Raw genomic sequence first — 18,113 nt, 5'->3', positions numbered from 1 at the left:
GCCATGCCCCGCGATCACATCGACTGGACCCCCTCACCCGGCACCTCGACCGACCAGGACCAGCCCCGGCAGGTGCGCCGCATCCTCACCCTGTTCAAGCCCTACCGCGCGAGGCTGGCGGTCGTCGGCCTGCTGGTCGGCGCCGCGTCCCTGGTCACCGTGGCCACCCCGTTCCTGCTGAAGGAGACGCTGGACGTCGCCATCCCGCAGGGCCGCACCGGCCTGCTGAGCCTGCTCGCGCTCGGCATGATCCTCAGTGCCGTCCTCACCAGCGTCTTCGGCGTCCTGCAGACCCTGATCTCCACGACCGTCGGCCAACGCGTGATGCACGACCTGCGCACCGCCGTCTACGGCCGCCTGCAACGGATGTCGCTCGCCTTCTTCACCCGCACCCGCACCGGCGAGGTGCAGTCCCGCATCGCCAACGACATCGGCGGCATGCAGGCCACCGTCACGTCCACCGCGACCTCCCTGGTCTCCAACCTCACCAGCGTGGTCGCCACCATCGCCGCGATGATCGTCCTCGACTGGCGGCTGACCGCGGTCTCGCTGCTCCTGCTGCCGGTCTTCGTGTGGATCAGCCGCCGGGTGGGCAACGAACGCAAGCGGATCACCACCGAGCGTCAGAAGCAGATGGCCGCGATGGCGGCGACCGTCACCGAGTCGCTCTCCGTCAGCGGCATCCTGCTCGGGCGCACCATGGGCCGCTCCGATTCGCTCACCCGGTCCTTCGCCGAGGAGTCCGATCAGCTGGTCGACCTCGAAGTGCGGTCGAGCATGGCGGGCCGCTGGCGCATGGCCGTGATCACGATCGTCATGGCCGCGATGCCGGCCGTCATCTACTGGACCGCGGGCCTCGCCCTGCGGACGGGCGGTCCCGGGGTGTCGATCGGCACCATCGTCGCCTTCGTCTCGCTCCAGCAGGGCCTGTTCCGCCCGGCCGTGAGCCTGCTGGCGACGGGCGTCCAGATCCAGACCTCGCTCGCGCTCTTCCAGCGCATCTTCGAGTACCTCGACCTGCCCATCGACATCACCGAGCGCGCGGAACCCGTCCATCTGGACCAGGTCAAGGGCGAGGTCCGCTTCGAGGACGTCACCTTCGGCTACGACGGCAAGGGCGGCCCGGTCCTCGACGGCATCGACATCACCGTCCCCGCGGGCAGCGGTCTCGCGCTCGTCGGCGCCACCGGCGCGGGCAAGTCCACGCTCGGCTATCTCGTGCCCCGCCTCTACGACGTCACGGGCGGCCGCGTCACCCTCGACGGCGTCGACGTCCGTGACCTCGACTTCGACACCCTCGCCCGCGCGGTCGGCGTCGTCTCGCAGGAGACGTACCTCTTCCACGCCTCGGTCGCCGAGAACCTGCGCTTCGCCAAGCCCGACGCCACCGACGAGGAGCTGTACACGGCGGCCCGGACGGCCCAGATCCACGACCACATCGCGTCCCTGCCCGACGGCTACGACACGGTCGTCGGCGAGCGCGGCCACCGCTTCTCGGGCGGCGAGAAACAGCGTCTGGCCATCGCCCGCACCATCCTGCGCGACCCTCCGGTGCTGATCCTCGACGAGGCGACCAGCGCTTTGGACACCCGCACCGAACACGCGGTCCAGGAGGCCATCGACGCCCTGTCCGCCAACCGTACGACGCTCACCATCGCGCACCGGCTGTCCACCATTCGGGGTGCCGACCAGATCGTGGTCCTGGACGCGGGGCACGTGGTGGAACGGGGTACGCACGAGGAGCTGTTGGAGCGGGGCGGGCGGTACGCGGCGCTCGTACGCCGGGATGCCCAACTGGAGCCGACAAGCTGAAGATATGCCGGGTTTGTAGCGTTATGCGGGTTACCGTGCCCGCATGCAGATGAACTTTCCGCCACGGAAAACGACTCGACTGACACCCCGGGGCCGTGTCGCCCTCATCGCGGCCGGGGCCGTCGCGGCAGGCACCGCCGTGGCCGTACCGCTGCTGGGCCTGGGCAAGGGCGAGCCCCCCAAGCCCGGCTCGCTGGTGATCCCGGAGGGCTGGCGGGCCGGCCAGGTCTACGACGCCGTCGACAAGGCGCTCAAACTGCCCGCCGGCACCACCAGACAGTCGCTGGCGAAGGCCGCCCTCAAACTGCCGAACGACGCCGAGAGCAACCCCGAGGGCTACCTGTTCCCGGCGACGTATCCCGTGGCCGAGGGGGCCACGCCCGCGTCTCTGCTGTCGGCCATGGTCGACACCGCGAACCGGAAGTTCAACAAGGCGCCGATCGCCTCCGGTGCGCAGCACAACGCGATGAACGTCTACCAGGCGGTCACCATCGCCAGCATCGTCCAGGCCGAGGCCGCCACGAAGGCCGACATGGGCAAGGTGGCCCGGGTCGTCTTCAACCGGCTGGAGCGCGGGATGCCGCTCCAGATGGACTCCACCCTCAACTACGCGCTCAACCGCACCACCCTGCGCACGTCGACGGAAGACACCCGGATCGAGAGCCCCTACAACTCCTACCAGCGCATGGGTCTGCCGCCCACGCCGATCGACAACCCGGGCGAGCAGGCGATGAAGGCCGCCATCAGCCCGACCGCGGGCGACTGGCTGTACTTCGTCACCGTCAAGCCGGGCGACACCCGGTTCACGGCCGACTACCAGCAGCACCTGCGCAATGTCTCGGAGTTCAACGCCCGGCAGAAGAGCGCCGGCCCACAGCCCACGAAGTGAGCGGGCGGGACGTCAGACGGCCACCGGCTCCCCGGCGAGCAGACGTCTGATGTCCCGCACCGCCGCGCGCCCGGCGCGGTTGGCGCCGATCGTGCTCGCCGAGGGGCCGTAGCCGACCAGGTGGACGCGGGGGTCGGCTGCCGCGCGCGTCCCGTCGATCCGGATCCCGCCGCCCGGTTCGCGCAGCCGCAGCGGGGTCAGATGGTCGACGGCGGGCCGGAAGCCGGTCGCCCACAGGATGACGTCGGCGCTCACGCGCCGCCCGTCGTTCCACTCCACGCCGTCCGGGGTGATCCGGTCGAACATCGGGAGCCGGTCCAGGACGCCCTCCGCCAGCCCCCGCCTGATCGCGTCGTTGAGCGGCAGGCCGGTCACGGAGACGACGCTCCTCGGCGGCAGCCCCTGCCGCACCCGTTCCTCCACGAGTGCGACCGCGGCCCGGCCCAGCTCCTCGTCGAACGGGCCCTCACGGTAGACGGGCGGCCGCCGGGTCACCCACGTGGTGGCCGCGGCGTACGGCGCGATCTCCAACAGGTGCTGGGTACCGGACGCCCCGCCGCCCACCACGACCACCCGCCGCCCGGCGAACTCCTCGGGTCCGGGGTACTGGGCGGTGTGCAACTGCCGTCCGAGGAAGGTCTCCTGGCCGGGGTAGCGCGGCCAGAACGGCCGGTCCCAGGTGCCGGTCGCGTTGATCAGCGCCCGCGTGGACCACACACCGCCGGTCGTCTCGACGAGCAGTCTGCCGCCGCCGCCCTCGCGGACGGCCCGCACGTCGACAGGTCGCCGCACCCGCAGGTCGAAGTCGCGCTCGTAACGCTCGAAGTACTCGGTGATCACCTCGGCGGACGGCCGCGCGGGATCGGCGTCCGTCAGTTCCATGCCCGGCAGCGCGTGCATCCCGTGCACCTTGCCGTACGTCAGTGACGGCCATCGGAACTGCCAGGCACCGCCCGGGCCGGGGGAGTGGTCGAGGACCACGAAGTCGCGCTCCGGCACGAATCCGGTGCGCCGCAGGTGATAGGCGCTGGACAGACCCGCCTGCCCGGCGCCGATGACGACGACCTCGACCTCGCGCGCGTTGTTCACGCTTCTGGCAACAGGGGCGCGATCGTGGGTCTTCCCGGTCGTGGCGCGTGGTCGCCGCGTGGGGAGGTGACGTCGCTCACGATCGGGTGGGTGAGGATGGGGACATGCCTGACGCCTTCACCACCCGAGTCCTGCACATCGCCTCCGGTCCCGTGGAGCGGGTCGTCGACCTCACCCGCGACTGTGAGGAGTTCCTGCGCGAGGCGGCCGCCGGCCGCGACGGACTCCTGAACATCTTCGTCCCGCACGCCACCGCGGGCGTCGCGGTCATCGAGACGGGCGCGGGCAGCGACGACGACCTGCTCGCCGCCCTTCGCACCCTCCTGCCCGCCGACGACCGCTGGCGGCACCGCCACGGCAGCCCCGGTCACGGACGTGACCACGTCCTGCCGGCCTTCGTCCCGCCCCACGCGACGCTCCCGGTGCTGGGCGGGAGGCTGCAACTGGGGACCTGGCAGTCGGTGTGCCTGGTCGACACGAACCGGGACAACCCCGACCGTCAGGTGCGGTTGAGCTTCCTCGGCGGCTCGTGACGGGGGACAAGGGACGGGGCCGGGGGCCGAGTGACGGGGGGCGAGGTGCGAGGGATACGGGCGTCGGTGCGAGGCCATCCCATAGGCCGACCCTGCTCCTCAAGCGGCTGGGCGCACGGGCCTCGGCGCGGGCGACGTAGTGGTCGTGTGCGCTCAGTCGACCTCGCGCGCCCTGGTCAGCTCTTCGGTAGTTGCTGCTCGAACCAGACGACCTTGCCCGTGCTCAGCATCGACGCCCCCCAACGGTAGGCGAGCCTGCTGACCAGGAACAGACCGCGGCCGCCTTCGTCACCGAGTGAGGCGTGCTGCATCCGGGGCACCTGGGGCGAGTCGTCGGTGACCTCGCAGCGCAGGACGTCCGTACGCAGCATCCGCAGGGCGACGGGACCCGAGGCGAAGCGCACGGCGTTCGTGACGACCTCGCTGACCATGAGTTCCGTCGGATCGAGCAGCGCCTCCAGTTTCCAGTGGCGCAGGGTGCCGCGGGTCAGCCCGCGGGCGTGTCCGACGGTGCGCGGGAGGGGATCGAGGTACCAGTGCCTGAAGCTGTCCTCGGGGAAGCCCTCGAACCGGGCGGCGAGCAGCGCGATGTCGTCGTCCCGGGCGCGCGGACCCAGGGTGCCCAGTACCTGGTCGCACAGCGTCTCCAGGGCGGGGGCGGCGCGTCCGGGGCCGCGCGCCTGGGGCGGGGCCTGGAGATGGACGCGCAGGGCCTCGACGCCCGAGCCCACATCCATGTCGCGCGACTCGACGAGGCCGTCGGTGTACTGGAGCAGTGTCGCGCCCGCGGGCGCGGGCATCTCCACCGCCTCGAAGCCGACCCCGCCGACGCCGATCGGGGCGCCGGGCGGGACCCGCAGCACCTCCACGCGGCCGTCCGGCTGGACGAGCAGGGCGGGCGGGTGGCCGGCGTTCGCCATCAGCAGCCGCTGCGTGATCGGGTCGTAGATCGCGTAGAGGCAGGTCGCTATGTGGTCGCTGCCGAGGCGCTGGGCCTGTTCGTCGAGGTGGTGCAGGACCTCGTCGGGAGCCAGGTCGAGCCCGGCCAGGGTCTGGACGATGGTGCGCAGCTGGCCCATGATCGCGGCGGACGTCATGGAGTGGCCCATGACATCGCCGACGACCAGCGCGACCCGGCTGCCGGGCAACGGGATCGCGTCGTACCAGTCGCCGCCGACCTGGGCGGTCTTCGAAGCGGGCAGGTACCGGCTGGCCAGCCGGACACCGGTGGGTTCGGGCAGCGACGAGGGCAGCATGGTGTGCTGGAGCGTGTCCGCGACGGAGGCCTCGTGTCCGTACATCACCGCCTTCTGGATGCCGAGGGCGGTGTGCGTCGCGAGCTGGGAGGAGACGAGCAGGTCGTCGCCGGTGAACGCGGGCCGGTCGCCGCCGCGCAGCAGCACGACGGCGCCCATGAGGTGGGGACGGCCGTGCAGCGGAGCGATGATCATTCTGCGTCCGGGCGGCAGGGCCTCCGGCGCCCCGCCCACGGGTCCGAGCAGCTCGGTCACCGCGGTCGCGATCCCCGGGGTGTCGCCGAAGGCGGGCCGCCCCGACAGCAGCAGTCGCGCGAGCCGGCCGGCGTCGACGACCTCCACACGCTCGGCCAGGTCCGCGCGCAGGGGGAGGCCCGGCGGGGAGCCCGAAGAGTGGTCCGGCCGAGGTCCCGGGGAGCGGCGGTCCGCGCTCGGCGGTCGCGGCGCCCGCTCGACGCTGTGCAGCTTCAGGACGACGGGGGCGGGGGACTTCTCGTCGCCGACCGGCAACGGATCGTGCAGGTGGATCAGGATGACGTCCGCGAACGCGGGAACGGCGGCCCGGCGCAGCTCCCGGAGGGTCTCGTCCAGATCCATCCGGCCCGCGATCCGGCGGGTCGCCACGTCGAGATACCGGAGCCGGTCCGCCTGCGGTCCGTCGCAGGCGGACGGTGGGCCCAGAGGGTGTCCCGCCACGGCACGCTCCCCCGCCCCGCCCGGCAGGCCGTCGGACCGCCGGCCGTTCCTGGTGGGGCTGTGCTGAGAAGTGCGGTGCTCCGTCACGCGTCCCGTCCCGTTTCAGGGGGTGCCGCGGTCCGCCGTGTCATTCCCTCGATCGATCATGAATGATCACGAATGACCATGAAAGTAACTCTTGCATGGGCATATCGGATTATTTCACAGTCGCTCTTTCGTGCTCGCGGAGTGCGGGTCGCGGACGTCCGCGTGCGGATCCCAGCCATCCATGCAGGGGAACACGGTTCGAACACGGGAGAACGCAGGGGCGGCGACCCCGCGGCGTGCCGTGTCGCACCGCCACCGCCACCGCCACCGCACCTCGACCGGCCCGCGATCCAACTGCTGCACACATCAACTGCCCTGCGTGGCATGGGCGCTGGCGGCAGCACCCCGGGTGCCGCGCCCGCGGACACCCGCGGTGCGCGGATCAGGAACGCTGGTCCTGGTCCTGGACTTGCTCCTGGACTCGGACGTGGACCGAGTCCTAGTCCTGCTCGGCGCGCTCGGCGTCCCGCTTCTTGAGGCGAGCCGTCTCCTTGCGGACCTCGGCCTGGGTGGAGCGCTCCTTCTCCAGCCACTCCGGCCCGCTGTCCTTGAGCGCCTCGATCTGCTCGGTGGTGAGGGCCTCCGTGACCCCGGCGCGCGCCAGGCCCGCGATGGAGACGCCCAGCTTCGACGCGACCACCGGGCGGGGGTGCGGGCCGTTGCGCCGCAGCTCCTGGAGCCACTCGGGCGGGTTCGCCTGGAGTTCGTTCAGCTCCGCGCGCGTGACGACACCCTCCTGGAACGCGGCGGGGGTGGCGGGGAGGTACACACCCAGCTTCTTCGCCGCCGTGGCGGCCTTCATCGTCTGGGCGGTCTGGTGCGACTTCATACTGTCCAGACTATCGGCCCAGGGCGAGACATCCGACCACAGCCGGTAGCCTTGCGGGGTGACAGGCTCGGAAGAATCCCCCTCGTTCCGGCTCGCGTACGTCCCCGGGGTGACACCCACCAAGTGGGTGCGGATCTGGAACGAGCGTCTGCCCGACATCCCCCTGGCTCTCCTCCAGGTCTCCGCCGCCGAGGCATCCGATGTGTTGCGCGGCGGCGACGCCGACGCGGGCGTCGTACGCCTCCCGGTCGACCGTACGGTGTTCAGCGCGATCCCCCTCTACACCGAGGCGACGGTGGTCGTGGTCCCCAAGGACCACCTCCTCACGGCGGCGGAAGAAGTGACCCTGGAGGACCTCGCGGACGAGGTCGTCTTCCATCCCCTCGACGACGTCCTCGGCTGGGAGCGGCCGCCGGGGCAGCCCGCCTTCGAGCGCCCCGCGACCACGGAGGACGCCGTCGAGCTGGTGGCGGCGGGCGTGGGCGTCCTGGTCGTGCCCCAGTCGCTGGCGCGCCTCCACCACCGGCGGGACCTCACCTACCGGCCGGTCGCCGACGCGCCCCAGTCGAGCGTCGTCCTGTCCTGGCCGGAGGAGGCCACCACCGATCTCGTCGAGGACTTCATCGGCATCGTCCGCGGCCGGACGGTCAACAGCACCCGCGGCCGCGGACAGTCCGCGCAGGAGCCGAAGCGCGAGCGTGGCGAGACGGGCGCCGGCGCACGGCGCAAGCCCGCCACGGGCAAGTCGGCCGGTGCCACCGGGAAGAAGGCCGGAGGCAGCGGCAAGAAGACCGGCGGCGCCGTGCGCGGCGGCCGCTCGGGCAGCCCCAAGTCCGGCGGCAGCGGCGGCGCCAAGCGCGGACGCCCCCGCCGCAGTCCATAAGCCCCGAGCCGAACGCGCGCGAGGTCCGGGACGCCGTGAAGTAGCCTCCGAGCGTCGGAATGCCTTCGGCCGTACGGCCGTTGACGGACCGTCACCCGGAATCCGGCCGTACCCGGAATCCGGCCGTCACCCGGAATCCGGCCGTCGCCGGGAGCGGCACCCGCAGCCGCGGTCCTGGTGGTCGGTGACGCCCTGGCCTGCCCGTGCCCTCGCGGCGATTCGTGCTCTGCGTGGGCGTCAGCGGGCGCCGGCGAGTTCAGCGGGTGCCGGATTCCGCCGACCGCACCAGCCAGTCGTACGCCGCCCGGGCCGTGAACTCCCGCTGCCCACCACGCAGGACGAGGTCCGCCGCGGCGAACCCCGGGTCGTCGGCCTGGGCGGCGAGGTACGGCACGGCGATGCAGCGCATCCCGGCCGCGCGCGCGGCGGCGGCTCCGGGTGCCGCGTCCTCCAGGACCACGCAGTCGGCCGGGGCCGCGCCCAGGCGGCGCGCAGCCTCGAGGAAGACGTCCGGAGCGGGCTTGCCGTGCGCGACCTCGTCGGCCGACACCACCGTGCGCAGGAACGCGTCCAGTCCCGTGCCGACCAGAATCGCCTCGATCGCCTCGGGCGAGGAGCCCGAGGCCACGGCCAGCGGGACGTTTTCGGCGGCGAGCAGTTCGACGAACGCGCGCATCTGCGGGTAGGCGGGGGTGGAGGCGCGGGCGAGCGCGAGATAGCGGAGGTTCATCGCGGCGAGGAGCTCGTCGGCCGGCGCCGACAGGCCGTACAGCTCCTTCCAGTGGGTGACCGTGTCCAGGGTGCTGATGCCGACGTACCGCTCGTGGTCCGCCCAGGCATAGTCCCGGACGCCGTGTTCGGCCAGGGTCTGTCGGCCGGCCTCGTAGTAGTTCGGCTCGCTGTCCACGAGAGTGCCGTCGAGATCGAAGATCACGGCGATGGCGTCGAGTTCGCTCATGGCGGGCGCTACCTCCCGGCGGCCGCGCGGCCGATCGACTCCACCAGCGGCAGCAGCCGGTGCGGCACCCGCTCGCGCAGCGCGACCTCGGTGCGGGTGCGGACCACGCCGGGCAGGCTGATGAGCTTCTGGATCACATCCTCCAGGTGGGCGTTGTCGCGCGCCACCACCCGGGTGAGCAGGTCTCCGCCGCCCGTGATCGAGAAGGCCTCCACGATCTCCGGTACGGCCGCCAGGGCCGCGCCCACGTCGTCCAGGTGGCCCTGGGTGACCTCGATGTGCACGAACGCCAGCACCGGGTGGCCCAGCGCGGCGGGGGAGAGCGCCGGGGCCGTACCGGTGATCACGCCGTCGCGTTCCAGCCGGTCGAGGCGGGCCTGGAGGGTGCCGCGCGCGACGCCGAGGATGCGGGCGTACTCCCGCACGCTGGTACGCGGCTGCGCGATCAGCAGCCGCAGGATGCGTGTGTCGAGCTCGTCCACGGCCATCGCGACCTCCCTGCCCTCCGCCGTCCCGCCGTCGATCGTCCGTCGGTCATTCGTGCGGCGGTCCCATTCCCCGCCGCCTCTTCCCGTGTCATTCGCCCCGTGATCACCGTTTCGTGATCATCGTCGACTGTACCAATGGCTCACAAAGCCGCAGATCGGGTGGGCCGGTCGACGTGGTCCGTTGGCTCTGTCGGCGAGCGACGGTGCCGAGCGGGACTGGGCCAATGGCGCAGTGGATCGGAGGTCACTTGAGCCACTGGCCATGAAGGTGCTCTGATGGACACGTCGATGGCGCTGCGGATCCCGCGGCGCCTTTTTCATGCCGGTGTCCGAGGGGGCGGTAAGCAGTGCTGAAGAGGGTGTTCATGGCCCCGGACCCGGGGCGGGTGCGGCTGCGTTTTGCCGCGCGGGCGGTCCTCGGCATCGGGCTCGCGGTCGTCGGCTGCGCCGTGGCCGGGCAGTCCCTCGCGAGCACCGTCACCGGCGGGCTCGCCGCGCTCCTCGCCCTCTTCACCGTCAGCGACGCCACGGTTCGCGGGCAGGCGGTCACCACCGCGCTGCTGCCCGCCGTCGGCCTGCCCGTCCTCGCGGCGGCGGCCCTGCTGCACGACCACCCCGTGGCCCGCGACCTGACCTTCCTCACCGTGGTCGGCGCGGGCGTGTACGCCCGCCGGTGGGGACCACGGGGGCACAGCCTGGGCGTGTTCGCGTTCATGACCTTCTTCATCGCGCAGTTTTTGCACGCGACCACCGGACAACTGCCCCGCCTGTACGCCGCCGTCGCCCTGTCCGTCCTCACCGCAGCGGCGGTACGTTTCGGGCTCTGGTGCTACGAGCGCCGGCTGCCCTCGGCCGCCGTGCCCGCGCCGCCCGGCGGCACCGGACTGGCTCGCGTGACCACGCGCCAGGCGGTCCAGGCGACCGCCGGCGCGGGCTTCGCGCTGGTCGTGGGCCAACTGGTGTCCGGGCAGCGCTGGTACTGGGCCGTCGGCGCCACCTGGTGGATCTTCGTCAACACCGCCTCCCGTGGCGAGACGCTGGTACGCGGCTTCCGGCGCGTCCTCGGCACCGTGATCGGCATCGGCCTGGGCCTGATCGTCGCCGTCCCGGTGAACGGGGCCGCCGCGCCCACGGCCGTACTCCTCGCCGTCTGTGTCTTCGGCATCTTCTACGCGGCCGCCGTCTCCTACACCTGGATGATGCTCTCGGTGACGCTCCTCGCCGGACTGCTCTACGGCACACTCGGCGTGCTCACCCCCGGCCTGCTCGCGCTACGGCTCACGGAGACCGCCGTGGGGGCGCTCGGCGCGGTCCTCGCGGTGCTGTTCGTCCTGCCCGTCACCACCCACGCCGTCACCGACGCCTGGATCCAGCGCGCGCTGCGCTGCGTCCACGCCTGCACCGCGGAGGCCGCCGCCCGGCTCTCCGGCGCCGACCACGCGGACCCGGGCCGGCGCGTCGCCGAACTGGAGCAGCTGCTCGGCCGGGTCCGGCTCTCGGTGGCCCCGCTCGTGCACCCGCTGAACCCGATGGCCGACCGCAAGCGGCGCGCCCGCCAGGTGCTCGCCCTGCTGGACGACTGCGCCCGCGAGACACGCGGCCTGGTCACCGTCGCCGCCGATCCGGAGGCCTCCCACGACGCCCGCCTGGCCGCCGCGTGCTGGCGGGTGGAGGCCGCGGTGGAAGCACTCACGCAGCGTGGCGCCGACGAAACGAAACCCCTCTTCACCGCCGCCCACCCGCCCTCGGCCGAGCCCGCGCTGGTCCACCTCCACGGTCTGGAACGCGCCCTCGCCGAACTCGCCACACCGTTGCGCACCCCGTCGGGTTCGCCACTGGTCGGAGCCTGAACGGCCGACCCCCTTCGGCGGCTACGGCTACGGCTACGGCTACGGCTACGGATGCGGCTACGGCTTCAGGCGCGGCTGGTGTCGCCGCGCGCGCGGTATTTGTCCGGGGGCGGTGGACCCTCCGGGGAAGTCCGCGGGGCCGTCGCCCGGCGCCCGCAGCGCGGCTCGTGACCGCTGCCGTCGGCTCGGTGCGGGCGCTCCCGGCGGGTCCGGGCCGGGCCGCGGAACCCGGGCGCGACATGGCCGAAGAGCTGGTCTAGACCGCTCGTGATCGACTGCTACCGTCACGTCCGACAGGTGCGCGCGACGAGAGGGGACAGCGGTGACAGACGGCGGCAGGCGGCAGCGGCGGGCGTTCATCGGGTCGTTCACGGCGGCCGGGGGCCGAGGGCTCGTGACGGCGGCCGTGGACGCGGACAGTGGCGCGCTGACGGTGCTCGGCGCCATCGACGGCGTACCCGACCCCTCCTACCTGGCCCTGTCCGACGACGGGCACACCCTGTACGCGGTGAGTGAGACGGCCGAGGGCGCGGTGGTCGCCTACCGCGTGGACGGCGACAAGGTGGCGCAGGTCGGGCCGCCGGTCCTGGTCGGCGGCAGCGGTCCCACCCACCTCAGCGTCTTCGACGGGCACGTGCTGACCGCCAACTACGGCTCGGGCAGCGTCAGTGCCGTACCCGTACGTCCCGACGGTAGCCTCGCCCCGGCCGCGTCCGGAGTGCTGGGGCACACCGGATCCGGCCCGCACACGCGCCGCCAGCAGGGCCCGCACGCCCATCAGGTGCAGCCCGACCCGAGCGGGAGGTGGGCCGTCAGCGTCGACCTCGGCACGGACTCGGTGCGGGCGTGCACGCTCAGCGACGGCACGCCCGTACTGCACCGGGAGACCGCCCTGCGGCCCGGCTCCGGTCCACGGCACCTCGCCTTCCACCCGAACGGTTCGTACGCCTACGTGCTGAACGAACTGACGCCGACCGTCACCGTCTGCCGCTGGGACGCCGCGAACGGGGTGCTGAAGCCGCTGGCCGAGACCCAGGTGCTGCCCGGCGCCCCCGCCGGGGACGCCTACCCCTCGGGCATCGTCGTCTCGCCCGACGGCCGCTTCGTGTGGACCGCCACCCGCGGTGAGGACGTGCTGTCCGTGCTCGCCGTCCAGGGCGAGGAACTTCGGCCGGTCGGCACGGTCCCCAGCGGCGGCCACTGGCCCCGCGCCCTCGCCGAGGCGGGCGGATTCCTGTACGTCGCGAACGAACGCTCCGGCGACGTGACCTGGTTCTCCGTCGACCCGGAGACGGGCGTGCCGCGTCGCGGCGGCGCCGTCGAGGTCCCGGCGGCGTCCTGCGTGGTCCTCGACTGAGTTCCGACGAATCGTTCTGGTCGCTCCGCCGATCCGCTTGTTCCGGACGTTCCGGTTGCAGCGGTAGCTCTGGTGAGCTCCGGTCGCTCCGGGAACGGCGAGAGGGCCTGCTCCGGCGTGCGGAGCGGGCCCTCTCGGCGTTTCGCCGTCTTCCGGTCCGGCTCAGTGGGCCGGCGTGCTCTGGGCCTGCTGCGGGGCGATACCCAGGGCCGACGTGTACTTGGCCAGGGCCAGCTTGCCGATGGCCGGGTAGGGGCCGAGCGCCTCGGCGGCGGAGCAGCCGGCTTCCCGTGCCGCGTCCTCGACCAGGGAGGCGTCGATCTCCGGGCCGATCAGGTACGGCGCCAGCGCCAGCTGCTGCGAGCCCGAACCGCGCAGCTGCTCGGCGACGGAGGCGATCGAACCCTCCTGGTCCAGGGCCGCCGCCATCACCGGCACGGCCAGTCGCGCGGCGAGCAGCATGCCGGTGATCCCGGCGGCCTGCACGGCCTCCTCGCCACCGACCGACGCCAGGATGATGCCGTCCGCGGCGGTCGCCACGGTGAACAGACGGGCGCGGTCCGCACGGGCGAGGCCCGCCTCGGACAGACGTACGTGCAGCGCCTCCGCGAGCAGCGGGTGCGGGCCGAGGACGTCGGTCAGCTCGGCCGCGATCCGGCTCTCCATCACGGCCTGGCGGACCTGGCGCAGCAGGCTGCTGTCCGGGCCGGCCAGCAGGGGCACGACGACGGCCACCGGACCGTCGGGCTCCTTGACGTCCGCACCGGCGGCGAGGGCCTGCTCGTAGCGGGCGGTGCGCTCGTCGGCGGCGTGCGCGAGCACGGACTGGAGGGTCGGGAACTCCGCGTCGTCCCCGTCGAGGTACCCGATGCGGGCGTCGAGGCCGGGGAGCTCGGAGCGGGCGATGCTCACGACCTCCTCGGCGAGGCTACGCGTGGCGGCCGCGGGCGTTCCCGGCACCGCCAGGACAAGCGCGGGCGCGCCCTCGGGAGCCGCCAGCGGCTCGGGTCGGCGGTGCCGCCCGGGCTGGCGGGGGCGCGGCATTCGTACAGGCAGGCCGGACGCGGGCCCAGTGGGGGAGCTCATGGCGCCGCATGTTACTGGCTCATTGGGTTCCCCTGTTCGGGGAGGGTGCAGGTGAGCGGTATCCGTCCGGTTTTGTCTGATGAGTTACGTACGGATCAGAAGTGATCGGCATGACTTCCGGGCGACTTGTCCCTGACAGGGCTAATCCCCCTTTTGGTGAAGACGGACACCATTGTCCCGTCACTCGGCAGGGTGAGCGCGTCAGTTGCCAGGTCAGCGGCTGTGCGGACCGCATGGTGCGGTGGATCGCCGTCGACGGGCGTCCGGCGCGTAAGGGGTAGCTTTTGCGCCAGTTCGTGCTCCGGTGGGACGAGGAGGGGCGCGCCCCTCCTGAACGGGCCTTCGGGGAGCGCGATTCGGGGTCAGGGGTTCGGGGTTCGCCCGAGGGCGGCACGCGGCCGCCGCGGACTCGGCCGCCCGATCCACGCACCACTGCCGCTGGCATAGCCGCCCAGCGCACGCCCGCAGCTCGCCCATCGGAGCGGCCGGCCGCGCCCCGCCTCACCACACCCGAGCGACCTGCCGCGCCCCGACCCCCGCGCCGGAGGGCCCCACAGTTCGGCGCGCGGCACGTCGCCCCTGCCCGGTTCCGCGACGTCGGTCTTCGCCGGCAACTTGCGCAGCAACGGTGAGAGTTGCTCGATCAGGTGCTCCGGGGCGTCGCCCGGTCCGTCACGGCAGGCGCCAGTCCACGGGCTGGCCGCCCTGGCCGATCAAGAGGTCGTTGGCCCGGCTGAACGGGCGGGAGCCGAAGAACCCGCGGTCGGCCGACATGGGGGAGGGGTGGGCGGATTCCACCGACGGGAGCTGTCCGAGCAGCGGGCGCAGGTTGCGGGCGTCCCGGCCCCACAGGATGGACACCAACGGCTTTCCGCGTGCGGCCAGGGCCCGTATGGCCTGTTCGGTGACCTCCTCCCAGCCTTGCCCGCGGTGGGCGGCCGGCTTGCGCGGAGCGGTGGTGAGCGCCCTGTTGAGCAGCAGCACGCCCTGCTGGGTCCATGGCGTCAGATCGCCGTTGGAAGGCTGGGGCAGCCCCAGGTCGGTGTTCAGCTCCCGGTAGATGTTGATCAGGCTGCCCGGCAGCGGCCGCACCTCGGGCGCGACCGAGAAGGACAGCCCCACCGCATGGCCCGGGGTCGGATACGGGTCCTGCCCGACGATGAGGACGCGTACGTCGTCGAAGGGCTGTTGGAAGGCCCGTAGGACGTTCGCCCCGGCTGGGAGGTAGGTGCGTCCGGCGGCGATCTCCGCGCGCAGGAAGTCGCCCATCTCGGCGATCTTCCCGGCGACGGGTTCGAGGGCCTTCGCCCAGCCCGGTTCGAGGATTTCATGCAAAGGTCGTGGTGCCACGGCCGTCACCCTACTGCCGTACGCACGACGGCGATCAACCGGTGGCCAAGGCCGCACCGGGACGGCCCAACTGGCCTCTTCGCCAGATCCCTTGACCTCGGATCCCTTGACCTCATCGACCGCATCCTCCCCCTCCTCGCGCCGTCCCGTCCGGACGGCGACCGCGACCCGGACGCGCGGTGCGTCCGGCAAAGGCGCCTCGGCGACGGCGGATTCGGACGGACCGCCCGCCGTACGTGTCCGCCGCGAGCAGCGCCTCGGCCCTGCTGATCCCCTCCGCGAGATCGTCGTCCCAGACACCCGCCAGTCTGCACCCCGCCACTGACAGCCACCCCCTGTGAACGGCGTAGGCGCAGGTCACGGGGCGCGTGACGGTCGGGCGACGCCAGTCTGCGATGCTCCGCGGACAGCTTCCGGGCACTTTCGGACAGATGCCTGCGCGAGTGATGGGTCCCGTGGGACCGTCGAGCCGGTGGACTCGCCCTGAGCATCGTGGCCGCATCGCCCGTATGGGAGGGCGGTCGGGGGATGTTCGTGCGCTCACGAGGAGGAAGCCTTCGATGGCGTTCCGTGGTCCGAAGGTGTGGCTGTGGCGCTGGCGGCGCAATCCGCTCAGGCGTCGCGCCGACGCGATGGAGGCCTGGGTCGTGCTCGGGGCCTGGGCGGTCACCGTCCTCGCCGGAGTGCTCGCCGGTCTGACGGCGACCTGGTCCGTCGAGGACGGTCTGGCCCGCGAGCGCGAGGAGTGGCGCCCGGCGGTGGCACACCTCACCGAGAAGGCGCCCGGAACGGCTGGTGTGCACACCGGCACCGCCAGCGGAGACCGGGTATGGGGCAAGGCGGACTGGACCGCGGCGGACGGCACCGCGCACTCCGGGCTGGTTCGGGTCCGGCCCGGCAGCACCGCCGGCACACCGGTGGTGATCTGGACGGACCGTCAGGGTGGCATGGTGACCAGACCCGCCACCCCCGGCGAGGCCCAGGTGCGTTCATCGCTGGTCGGCGGGCTGGCCGGGGTCAGTACCGCGGCCGTGCCCTTCATCGCGTGCCGCGCCCTGCGCGCCCGTCTGGAACGCCGCCGCATGGACCAGTGGGATGTCGACTGGGCACGGTTCGACCCCCTCTGGGGACGCCAGACGGGCTGAAACCCGCGCTCACGCGGGCCTCAGGTCGGGCGGCCGTGCGGTGGACTCCAGGCGGGCCGTCGGCTCACTCCCCGCCCGGCAGCGCCCGGTTCAGGATCCCGTCTAGGTCCGCCGTGTCGGGCAGCGTGCCGAAGGCGTACCCCCAGTCGCCGCCCAGCCGGGTCGCGCAGAAGGCGTCGGCGACCGCGGGCGGGGCGTGCCGGACCAGCAGGGAGGCCTGGAGGGTGAGAGCCATCAGCTCGACCAGTCGGCGGGCACCGGTCGGCGACGCGTCGGCGAGCCTGCCCTTGAGCCTGCTGACGGCCGTGTCCAGCCGGGCGTCCGCTCCCTGGGCCAGGGCGAGTTCGGCGAACAGGGCGTCCGCGACGCCGGGCTCCCGCACGAGTGCCCGCAGCACGTCGAGGGCGTTGACGTTCCCCGAGCCCTCCCAGATCGACAGCAGGGGTGCCTCGCGGTAGTGCCGGGGCATGCCCGAGTCCTCCACATAGCCGTTGCCGCCCAGGCACTCCAGCGCCTCCGCCGTGAAAGCCGGGCCGCGCTTGGTGACCCAGTACTTGCCGACGGCCGTGGCGATCCGGCGGAACGTCCGCTCACCGGCGTCCCCGCGTACCGCCCGGTCGGCCGCGCCCGACAGCCGCAGAGTGAGGGTCGTCGCGGCCTCCGACTCCAACGCGAGGTCGGCCAGCACGTTGCGCATCAACGGCTGGTCCACCAGCCGCGCGCCGAACGCGCTGCGGTGCCGCACATGGTGTCCCGCCTCGACGAGCGTCTTGCGCATCAGCGTCGCCGACATCATCACGCAGTCCAGCCGCGTGCAGTTGACCATCTCGATGATGGTCTTGACGCCCTCTCCCTCGGGCCCGACCAGCCAGGCCACCGTCCCGTCGAACTCCGGCTCGGAGGAGGCGTTGGACCGGTTGCCCAGCTTGTCCTTCAGCCGCTGGATACGGAACGTGTTGCGGCTGCCGTCGGGCAGGACGCGCGGCACCAGGAAGCAGGACAGACCGTCTCCGGCCTGCGCCAGCACCAGGAACACATCGCACATCGGCGCCGAGGTGAACCACTTGTGCCCGCGCAGGGTGTACACACCGGGCTCGGCGGTGGGCGTCGCCACGGTCGTGTTCGTACGGACGTCCGAACCGCCCTGCTTCTCGGTCATCCCCATGCCGGCCAGCAGCCCGCGCTTCTCCGTCGGCACCCGGAGTCCGGGCTCGTACTCCCTGCTGGTCAGCAAGGGTTCATAGATCTTCGCCAGCTCCGGCTGGCGACGCAGCGCGGGCACGGCGGCGTACGTCATCGAGGTGGGACAGCCGTGCCCGGCCTCGGTGTGCCCCCACACCAGTCCGCTCGCCGTACGGACCACGTGGGCGCCGGGCCGCTCGTCCGCCCAGGGCGTGCCCGCGAGGCCCTCGGCGACCGCGGCCCCCATCAGGTGGTGCCAGCTGGGGTGGAAGTCGACCTCGTCGACGCGGTTGCCGTAGCGGTCGTGGGTGCGCAGTTCGGGCTCGTGGCGGTTGGCCAGCTCGCTCCACTCCTGCGCCTCGGCGCCGCCGGCCCGCAGCCCGAGCCTGCGGACGTCGTCCTCGGCCCACCCGGCGCCTTCCCGGCGCAGCCCCTCCAGCAGGGCCGTGTCGTCGGAGGCGTCGTACGGGGAGAGCGGAGGAGCCTGGTTGGTCACGTCGTGCGTGGCGCCCCGCGTGACGCCGGACCCGGCGCCGAAGGCGGCGTCGTCCGGCTGCGACCGGGGCTGCGTCGGAGGCTGGGGCTGCGACTGGGCGTGCGCGAGTATCGAGGCCATGCCCCCA

Annotated in this window: 15 protein-coding genes; 7 read left to right on the top strand and 8 right to left on the bottom strand. The window is 72.7% G+C overall.

Annotated features, from left to right (window positions below; translation table 11 throughout):
• The first annotated feature begins 3 nt into the window (after positions 1-3).
• Together ACWCQK_RS15645 and mltG are read left to right on the top strand one after the other, a co-directional pair.
• Positions 4-1,812: an ABC transporter ATP-binding protein gene (locus tag ACWCQK_RS15645; protein ID WP_451155663.1), complete on the top strand. Its 1,809-nt coding sequence runs from the start codon at positions 4-6 to the stop codon at positions 1,810-1,812.
• A 43-nt stretch (positions 1,813-1,855) separates the two neighbouring features.
• Positions 1,856-2,701, top strand: coding sequence for an endolytic transglycosylase MltG (mltG, locus tag ACWCQK_RS15640; protein WP_451155662.1), 846 nt, complete (start codon positions 1,856-1,858; stop codon positions 2,699-2,701).
• A gap of 12 nt (positions 2,702-2,713) precedes the next feature.
• Here mltG and ACWCQK_RS15635 read toward each other — a convergent pair whose 3' ends face one another.
• A complete protein-coding gene (locus ACWCQK_RS15635; protein ID WP_451155661.1) occupies positions 2,714-3,790 on the bottom strand; it encodes an NAD(P)-binding domain-containing protein in 1,077 nt (358 codons plus the stop codon).
• Positions 3,791-3,894: 104 nt separating this feature from the next.
• Here ACWCQK_RS15635 and ACWCQK_RS15630 point away from each other — a divergent pair, with 104 nt between their 5' ends.
• Positions 3,895-4,323 carry a YjbQ family protein gene (locus ACWCQK_RS15630; protein WP_451155660.1) on the top strand — a complete coding sequence of 143 codons (429 nt, stop codon included), beginning with the start codon at positions 3,895-3,897 and terminating at the stop codon, positions 4,321-4,323.
• A 176-nt stretch (positions 4,324-4,499) separates the two neighbouring features.
• Here the strand turns inward: ACWCQK_RS15630 and ACWCQK_RS15625 are convergent, their stop codons facing one another.
• Both ACWCQK_RS15625 and ACWCQK_RS15620 read right to left on the bottom strand, forming a co-directional pair.
• Positions 4,500-6,275, bottom strand: coding sequence for an ATP-binding SpoIIE family protein phosphatase (locus tag ACWCQK_RS15625; protein WP_451155659.1), 1,776 nt, complete (start codon positions 6,273-6,275; stop codon positions 4,500-4,502).
• Between the two features lie 526 nt (positions 6,276-6,801).
• Complete coding sequence (locus ACWCQK_RS15620; RefSeq protein ID WP_451155658.1) at positions 6,802-7,191, bottom strand: DUF5997 family protein; 390 nt, start codon at positions 7,189-7,191, stop codon at positions 6,802-6,804.
• Positions 7,192-7,249: 58 nt separating this feature from the next.
• Here ACWCQK_RS15620 and ACWCQK_RS15615 point away from each other — a divergent pair, with 58 nt between their 5' ends.
• Entirely contained in the window at positions 7,250-8,074 is an 825-nt protein-coding gene (locus tag ACWCQK_RS15615; protein ID WP_451155657.1) for a LysR substrate-binding domain-containing protein, read from the top strand.
• Between the two features lie 256 nt (positions 8,075-8,330).
• Here the strand turns inward: ACWCQK_RS15615 and ACWCQK_RS15610 are convergent, their stop codons facing one another.
• Positions 8,331-9,032 (bottom strand): HAD family hydrolase, encoded by a 702-nt coding sequence (locus ACWCQK_RS15610; RefSeq protein ID WP_451155656.1) that lies wholly within the window; start codon positions 9,030-9,032, stop codon positions 8,331-8,333.
• An 8-nt stretch (positions 9,033-9,040) separates the two neighbouring features.
• Complete coding sequence (locus ACWCQK_RS15605) at positions 9,041-9,520, bottom strand: Lrp/AsnC family transcriptional regulator (protein ID WP_451155655.1); 480 nt, start codon at positions 9,518-9,520, stop codon at positions 9,041-9,043.
• A 347-nt stretch (positions 9,521-9,867) separates the two neighbouring features.
• Here ACWCQK_RS15605 and ACWCQK_RS15600 point away from each other — a divergent pair, with 347 nt between their 5' ends.
• Positions 9,868-11,370, top strand: a complete 1,503-nt coding sequence (locus tag ACWCQK_RS15600) for an FUSC family protein (RefSeq protein ID WP_451155654.1) — start codon at positions 9,868-9,870, stop codon at positions 11,368-11,370.
• Between the two features lie 322 nt (positions 11,371-11,692).
• Entirely contained in the window at positions 11,693-12,727 is a 1,035-nt protein-coding gene (locus ACWCQK_RS15595; RefSeq protein WP_451155653.1) for a lactonase family protein, read from the top strand.
• Positions 12,728-12,889: 162 nt separating this feature from the next.
• Here ACWCQK_RS15595 and ACWCQK_RS15590 read toward each other — a convergent pair whose 3' ends face one another.
• Together ACWCQK_RS15590 and ACWCQK_RS15585 are read right to left on the bottom strand one after the other, a co-directional pair.
• Complete coding sequence (locus ACWCQK_RS15590) at positions 12,890-13,813, bottom strand: sirohydrochlorin chelatase (protein WP_451155652.1); 924 nt, start codon at positions 13,811-13,813, stop codon at positions 12,890-12,892.
• Between the two features lie 672 nt (positions 13,814-14,485).
• Positions 14,486-15,163 (bottom strand): uracil-DNA glycosylase, encoded by a 678-nt coding sequence (locus tag ACWCQK_RS15585; RefSeq protein ID WP_451155651.1) that lies wholly within the window; start codon positions 15,161-15,163, stop codon positions 14,486-14,488.
• A gap of 560 nt (positions 15,164-15,723) precedes the next feature.
• On the opposite strand from ACWCQK_RS15585, the gene ACWCQK_RS15580 reads away from it, so the two are divergent.
• Positions 15,724-16,308: an Rv1733c family protein gene (locus tag ACWCQK_RS15580; RefSeq protein ID WP_451155650.1), complete on the top strand. Its 585-nt coding sequence runs from the start codon at positions 15,724-15,726 to the stop codon at positions 16,306-16,308.
• A gap of 64 nt (positions 16,309-16,372) precedes the next feature.
• Here the strand turns inward: ACWCQK_RS15580 and ACWCQK_RS15575 are convergent, their stop codons facing one another.
• Complete coding sequence (locus ACWCQK_RS15575) at positions 16,373-18,106, bottom strand: DNA alkylation response protein (RefSeq protein WP_451155649.1); 1,734 nt, start codon at positions 18,104-18,106, stop codon at positions 16,373-16,375.
• Between the last annotated feature and the right edge of the window lie 7 nt (positions 18,107-18,113).

The organism is Streptomyces sp. NPDC002306, from assembly GCF_053593435.1.
This window is presented reverse-complemented; position numbering and strand designations above follow the sequence as displayed.